We start from the raw sequence: 6582 nt of genomic DNA on the forward strand, positions 1-6582 counted from the left end.
GGAGATAACTGGCCGCCGTTGGGGAGATCTCGCAGGCCGCCAGTGGGGCGAAACCCTGGCCGCCTACGGGGAGCACTTCAAGGCCATTGACACTCGTCCTTGGCGTTCAGCCGGGGGCTGGCGATCTCGATGGCGGTGCCGTCCGGACCGAGCGTGGTGCGCTTCTTGGTGGCGATGTCCGTCTTCCAGGCCCGGGCCAGTGCCGGTGGCAGCCGCAGGGAGTCGATGCCCGGGGAGAGCGCTTCGATCCGGGTCCAGAACAGCCCGGCCAGCGTCCGCGACACCGCGTCCAGGCTGGTGTAGTCCAACGACGGTTGTCGTTCGCGCAGGTAGTCCACAATCAGGTCGCGGACCGGGCGGCACTGGATCGGATAGCGATCCACGAGTTCTTCGATGCTCAGCTGGCCGGCGGCAAGCCCGAACGCCCGGATCGTGGCCGGGGCGTCTTCAGGGAAGACACCCAAGGCCCGCAGCCGAAGGTAGAAGTCGACTTTGCGCTGACCCCCGCGGACATGGACCCGACGCAGGGTGTCGACCAGCTCCACGCAGTCGCCGACGGTGATGTCAGCGATCGACCCGCCCTTGCAGGCCAGGAGCATCGCGATCCGAGTCGCCGCGATGGTGGCCTCCCCTCGGGCGCTGACCGGCCCGGACTCGGCCAGCTGTACCAGCCGTGCGAACCCTTCGGGGTCGCGGACCTCGGCCATGACCGGAGCCAGGTGCTTGTGGGTGCGGGTGAGCATCCAGGCCAGGTCGGGACGGATGACATCGCCGCAGGCCAGCATCAGCAGTCCGGAGGTCAGGTCAACGCGCTCATACGACGGTGACGGCCCACTCTGGCGCAAGAATCGCAGCGGGAGATCCGTCCAGTCCGCGCCGGGGATGTCCTCGGCGCAGCTGGCCTTCCACCGCTGCTGCCAGGTATCCCCGGGGAGGCTGGACAGCCAGCGCAGAAGTTTGGTGACCCCGCGTCGTCGCCCGGCCCGGGTGGCGTTGGCCGCTGGCAAGAACGGTGGCGCCGTCAGCCGCCGCAGCACCTCGTCCGCCGACTGCGCTGTCGTCGGCCACCATGCCTCTGCGGAGCGGGGCGGGAACCGTTCCCGCAGTACGTTGTTACGTGCTCGGGCCTGTTCGACTGTTGCATTCGCGGTCTGCAGTTGTCGGCGGGTCGAGTGCTTCGTGCTGGTGGTCATGAAGACCGCCCGAACAGCACGTCCAAGGCTTCCGGGTTGTAGCCGGGTGCGGGAGGCGGCGGCACCGGCTCTGTGTGCCGGTCTGCCTGCCGGGCGTGGTGGGCCAGCACCTGGGCCACGACCTCGTCCTGGCGCGGCGCGAGGTAGATCTCGGTCGTGGTCAGATGCGCGTGCCCAAGGACCCACTGCACGTCGGTCAGCGTCAGCGCCGAGTCGCGCACCATGCGGGCGGCGGCGCTGTGGCGAAGGTCGTGAAGGGTCCAGTCCGCGCCGAAGGTTGTGTTTACCCTCTCGAACATGCGGTGGGCGCCGTGGTAGGTCAGCGGCTGAAACGGACGTCGTAGCGTCCACCACACGGGCTGCGTCCGGCCCCTCGGCACCAGCCCGTGCAACTCCTGCTGGTAGAGCCGCAGCCATACGAACGCATCTACCGACGCCGGCACCTGCTGCCGTGCTCGGGAGCCCTTCCGCACAACGCTGATCAGCTGCTGCCCAGGGTCGACGTCGCACTGCCGGACGCCGATTAGCTCCGAGGCCCGGACTCCGCTGGAGATCCAAAACGCGATCATTGCCCGGTCCCGGTTCGACCGCAGCGCCGCGAACAGCGAGTTGAACCACTCGTCCGGGATCGAGCGCGGAATCCGGCGCGGAACCGTGGGCCGGTAGCGGCCGGTCCGCTCTGGCGCCCAGGTGTCCATCGGGTTGTGGTGTGCGTGCGCGCGGCCGGAACGACGAGCCAAGTCCAGCGGGAACGGGTTGAGCAACGGCCCGGATCCGGCATCGCGGTGCAGGTCGTAGAACTTGCGCAGCACCGTCTCACTGTGGGCGACGGTCGACGGGGCATAGCCGAGTCCAGGGCTCGTCTTCCCGGTCACGGGGTTCGGGGCGCCGACGGTGCGGGCCGGCCGCCGCTTGGCCGCGGTTGCTCGCGGCTTGACCGTCAGCTGGATCCAGCAGCTGAAATCCCGAGCGTCCACGCGTGTCGCTCGATCCCACGGCACTTCGACCGCGTGCAGGAACCGCCACCAGCGCAGCAGGTCCATGCCGTAGGAGCGGACGGTCGCCGCCGCCTTCCCGGCTGCGAGCAGTTCCTGGAAGAACACCGCGACTGGCGCCACGACCGCGCCGTCGGCGTCGACGAGCCGGTAGGGCTCGTACCGGTCGCCGGTCTCCACCAGCCGACCCCACCGAGGAACGGCCAACCTCGACAGATCCCGCTCGGGCACACGATCGTTCATCACGACCGCAGACCGTACTGGGCGGCAACCTCACCTGTGCCCTGAACTGCACAATCAACCTGGTTCGTTCAGTCAACGGGGCGTCAGATGTCCGCTACTTCTCGTGGACCCGGCCCAGAGGCCACGTCTCCAGGAGATCCACGCCAACCTCGTCGACCGCCTCCAGGAGGCCCGGGACCAGGGCTGGCTCGGCGAGGTCGCCGCCATCGAGACCACCATGGCCGCCGCAGCGCAGAAGCCGGAGGCCATGCGCGAGCGTGCGGCCCAGCCGTCCACCGTCCACCTGGGCATGCCCGACTTCCGCCGGAACGCCGGACGAAGCAGCGCCGAGCCCGAAACCCCACCAACCGCGGCAGGCCCGTTGTGAGTCGACCGCGTATTCGGGACGGTTGCCGCCGCGAGATCAAGCCTTGGGCAGGAAATCCCGCCAGAACGAGACGGTCGCCTGCGGGCGCCAGTCGTCGGGGGTGTGGGCGTCGAAATCGTCGAACTCGTGGTTGACGTAGTCGACCAGGTCAGTGCCGTAACAGATGATGTCGGTGCCCCACACTGAGAGAACCGGGTGACCATGGGAGCCGTGGCCGGCAGGCAGGAACCGATGCCCGTAGACGGGAACGAGCTTGGGGACCCGAGCAAGCAGCGCCTGGGCTTGCTGAAGGGCCTCGTCGGCATCTTCCGGCCGTTGCTCCCAGGTCGGATGCCAGTAGCCGCGTCGGACTGACAGGGCGATGCCCTCCACGGGCCACTCAAGTCGCTCTCGGAGCTTTTTGGGGTCGCCGTTGCGCCAGTCCGGCCACGGGTTTTCCCACGTGTCCCCCTCTTCGGGCGGCTGGCTGACCGGCAGGCCCCACGCCAGGAAAGCCCGGTGGTCGTCGGCAAACTCAAAGCCGTACTCCTGCTCAATACGCTGCAGCTCGACCTCACTCAGCCCCGGCGCTATCTCGCAGCAGTCCGCAACGGCGAGAAGGCGCGCTGCTTCGATCCCCAACTTCATCCCATCCGGCTTCATCACGCTGGAACGGTACTGGTCCCACCAACTGAACTCAGACAGTTTTCAAGGATCACCTGGCTGCGGGGGCCTGCCGGACGAGCGGAGCAAAAACCGCTGTCCATGCGCGGCAGCGTGCGAGATGCTGCCGGGCATGATCGACCGCGAGTTCGCCGTTCGGGCGGCCCAGGAAGACCTGGACCGCCGATACTCAGGAAAGCTGGTGGTGTCCGGGACCGAAGAACACGAACTCGTCTGGATCGTCTACTACCAGAGCGCGGAGTACCTGCGCACTGGGGACTTGAGCCACGTGCTGGGCGGCAACGGACCCTACTTGGTCGACCGCGTCGACGGCGGTCTGCACCAAATCGGATCACTCTCCGCCGTTACCGGCGCCTGGGAGGCCAACTACCGCACCCATATCCGAAAGATGCCTACCCGGACCGCCGTGGACGACCTGCACGACGAGATCCGCCAGACCGCGGCGACCCAGGGGCGGATCATCGCCATGCACGTGCTGCGACAGCGCGTTCCAGAACTGGCACACGGCGAAGTCATCGAATACGTGACCGCCCTGCAGACCGGCCCCGCACCACGTCATCTTGTGGACGCTGTCACCAGGGCCCTCGTCCCGGCTCTTGATCCTGTTCTCGCCGTGCGCACTATCCACTCCGGGCAGAGCACTGAACGCTGAAACCCGGGCAACCAACCCGTGGCCCGGATAGGCCGTGCCCGTCCGCGCACCTGGACCACACGATGAGCTCAGGCGCGCGGCGGCAGGACTTCGATCACGGTGGCCGTTCCGGCAACAGGTCGCGCTTCGTACATGGTGATCACATCGCCGCACTTCAGGTGCCTCCACTGCTCGGGGCTCAGAGGAGCCAGCCGAACATCGGCGGTCTCTCCCGGGCCGAGCTCCTGCACATATTCCACCCACAACCGGGCGATGTTCAGTTCTCGCTCCCCGCCGGCGGTGCGGTTGCCGATGTCCCACATCGGCCGGAGCCGCCCGTCTGCAGCAAAGGCAGTCCGGCGTCGGCCCTCCTCCGCACCCACCAGGCTCAGGGTCGCCCGGACGGTGCCGTGTCGGACTTCCCAGCCCCGCCACTCGCACCAATGCCGGCTGCGGTCGAGCATCATCTGCTGAGCGGCCTCGGCGAGGAGTTCCCAGAAGTCAACGGACACGGGGTGGACATCCCCGATCTCGATGAGAACGCCGAGGACCATCTCCCACTCCTGGCGCGCGATGTCCTCGCGCACATCCCCGCCCCTCTGTCCGTTCTCTGCCGCTGCGTCCTCCGGCAGCAGATCGACGGCCTGCCGAAGGAGTGTGAACGCGTCATCCATGTGCTGCATTCTCCCCGTCTCCGGACGCCCGTTGAAGGGCGACAAGGCCGGCCGGAGTTGGCGGCGCGACACGCCCAATGCTTGCTGGCGCCGAGATTGTTGGGTCGTGTCCCGCTTCGTGGTGTAAGCGACCTTGCTCGACGCGTTCCGGTAAGCCGCGCGTCGGCCACCCCATGGGACACGGCTCCCGGGTCGCGAAGCGGCTGACCTGCCGTCAGCGCCATGCGCGGTCCCGAGCCGCGCCGATGCGGCGATGACCTGCGGATTCCGGTGTCTTGATCCGCTACACCACCTGGCGGGACGCCACCGATTGTTGCCCACTACTTTGAGCAACTCGACTGCGATCCGACCCCGCCAGGCCGTCTGGACTAGTTCGGATAAGCTTGTGTCAGATGCTCGCTCCTCCGGCCAGATCCGTCCCAACGGGCACGGCTTGCCGAGATCCGCGACAACTTGATCGCCCGAATCGCCGAAGCCGAGACGGAAGGCTGGCTCGGCGAGGTCGAGGGTCTCCAGGTCAGCCTGGCTGGCGCCGAGGAGAAGCTCAGCCAGCTCGATCGGGTCCACGGGCAGCATACGGCCGTGGCCCTTGGCATCCCCACCATGCGTGGTGATCGATGAACCCACGAAGGTGGGCTGCCGCATGATCCTCAATCAAGATCGAGAACAGGTTTGAAGAAGCGTGCGTCAAACGCCCTTCAGAACACGATCAAGTGCCGCCCGGCCTGCAGGCCCCCAGCGCGGCTTGCCGCCGGGAAGGCCCCGATCTCCGTTCTGCCCCATGAGCATCAGGAACAGGCTCTTCATAGCAGCCAGCCCGCGGGCGCGTCGGATCGCCGCCTCGTCTGCATGCGCGTACATGTCGAAGAACCGTGAGGCCGTGCCCGCGGGCAGCAACACCCATGCGGCGGCGAGGTCCAACGCTGGATCGCCGGCGAACATGTCGCCGAAGTCGACGATGCCCGAGAGCGTTCCGTGCGAGACAACGACGTTCGCGGGATGGAGGTCGCCGTGCACCCACACCCGCGGGCCCTCCCATGCGTGGGCCGCAACGGCGTCGTCCCAGACGGCCCGGACGTCGGCAGCGATGTCGTCGGGGGCAACGGCCTGGAAGAAGTTCTCGAAGCCGTCCGTGCAGTCCCTGGGATGGGCACCGCGGTCCGTAGAGATCGGCGCCTCGGCGGGCGCCTCCACGTGGAGTGCCCGGAGGAAGCCCGCCAGCGTGCCGGCCGCGTGGTCGCCGCGGCTGATCGAGCCGTGGTCCAGCGGCTCGCCGGGAACCCAGGTCATCACGGTCCAGTGCTTGGGGAAGCGCTCGGACGGTTCGCCGAACCGCACCGGGTTCGGCACCGGGAGCGGCAAGCGCGGGGCCAGCGCAGGTAGCCACCGCCGCTCCTTGAGCTGGAGCTCCGGGGTGGGGTCCATGCGCTGCATGCGCACGGCCAACTCGTCCCCGAGGCGCCACATTTGGTTGCCCCAGCCGCCCGCCACCTCGCGGATGGCCAGCCCTGCAAGGTCTGGATGTTGCTCCTGCAGCAGGTCGCGGACCAGGTCTGCGGTGATCTCGATCTCAGTGTCGGTCATGCGAAGTCACAGTACTGAGGCGGCAAACGGAACGGGCTCTCGCTCTCCGGAACATCTCGCTGTGATCCCTCGGGCATCACCAATCCGATTTCAGAGAGCTACGGACCCGAGGCTTGGGACAGACCAGCCCCAAGTTCAGCCCGGATCCACCGGCTGACGTTTGTGGACAACTTCTCCGGGAACGAGGAAGAGCCTTGTGACCTGCGATGATGGGAGTTCTTGAGGCTTCCAG

General features: G+C 67.6%; 7 protein-coding genes. 2 read left to right on the top strand and 5 right to left on the bottom strand.

Features of this window, described 5'->3' with window-relative positions; translation table 11 throughout:
• Positions 1 to 77: 77 nt before the first annotated feature.
• Positions 78 to 1193 carry a hypothetical protein gene (locus ACFYR3_RS45355; protein WP_389288261.1) on the bottom strand — a complete coding sequence of 372 codons (1116 nt, stop codon included), beginning with the start codon at positions 1191 to 1193 and terminating at the stop codon, positions 78 to 80.
• Complete coding sequence (locus tag ACFYR3_RS45360; protein ID WP_389288271.1) at positions 1190 to 2431, bottom strand: tyrosine-type recombinase/integrase; 1242 nt, start codon at positions 2429 to 2431, stop codon at positions 1190 to 1192. Before ACFYR3_RS45360 ends, ACFYR3_RS45355 begins: the two co-directional genes overlap by 4 nt.
• Positions 2432 to 2534: 103 nt before the next feature.
• On the opposite strand from ACFYR3_RS45360, the gene ACFYR3_RS45365 reads away from it, so the two are divergent.
• Positions 2535 to 2798: a hypothetical protein gene (locus ACFYR3_RS45365; protein WP_389288263.1), complete on the top strand. Its 264-nt coding sequence runs from the start codon at positions 2535 to 2537 to the stop codon at positions 2796 to 2798.
• A 36-nt stretch (positions 2799 to 2834) separates the two neighbouring features.
• On the opposite strand, the gene ACFYR3_RS45370 is transcribed toward ACFYR3_RS45365, so the two are convergent.
• A complete protein-coding gene (locus ACFYR3_RS45370) occupies positions 2835 to 3440 on the bottom strand; it encodes a hypothetical protein (protein WP_389288273.1) in 606 nt (201 codons plus the stop codon).
• 133 nt (positions 3441 to 3573) lie between these two features.
• Between ACFYR3_RS45370 and ACFYR3_RS45375 the strand changes: the two genes are divergently transcribed.
• Positions 3574 to 4113, top strand: coding sequence for a YrhB domain-containing protein (locus tag ACFYR3_RS45375; RefSeq protein WP_389288265.1), 540 nt, complete (start codon positions 3574 to 3576; stop codon positions 4111 to 4113).
• Positions 4114 to 4181: 68 nt separating this feature from the next.
• On the opposite strand, the gene ACFYR3_RS45380 is transcribed toward ACFYR3_RS45375, so the two are convergent.
• Both ACFYR3_RS45380 and ACFYR3_RS45385 read right to left on the bottom strand, forming a co-directional pair.
• Positions 4182 to 5411 carry a hypothetical protein gene (locus ACFYR3_RS45380; RefSeq protein WP_389288267.1) on the bottom strand — a complete coding sequence of 410 codons (1230 nt, stop codon included), beginning with the start codon at positions 5409 to 5411 and terminating at the stop codon, positions 4182 to 4184.
• A 42-nt stretch (positions 5412 to 5453) separates the two neighbouring features.
• Complete coding sequence (locus ACFYR3_RS45385) at positions 5454 to 6350, bottom strand: aminoglycoside phosphotransferase family protein (protein ID WP_389288269.1); 897 nt, start codon at positions 6348 to 6350, stop codon at positions 5454 to 5456.
• Positions 6351 to 6582: the final 232 nt, after the last annotated feature.

It is taken from the genome of Streptomyces sp. NPDC005784, assembly GCF_042871525.1.
Classification (GTDB): Bacteria; Actinomycetota; Actinomycetes; order Streptomycetales; family Streptomycetaceae; genus Streptomyces.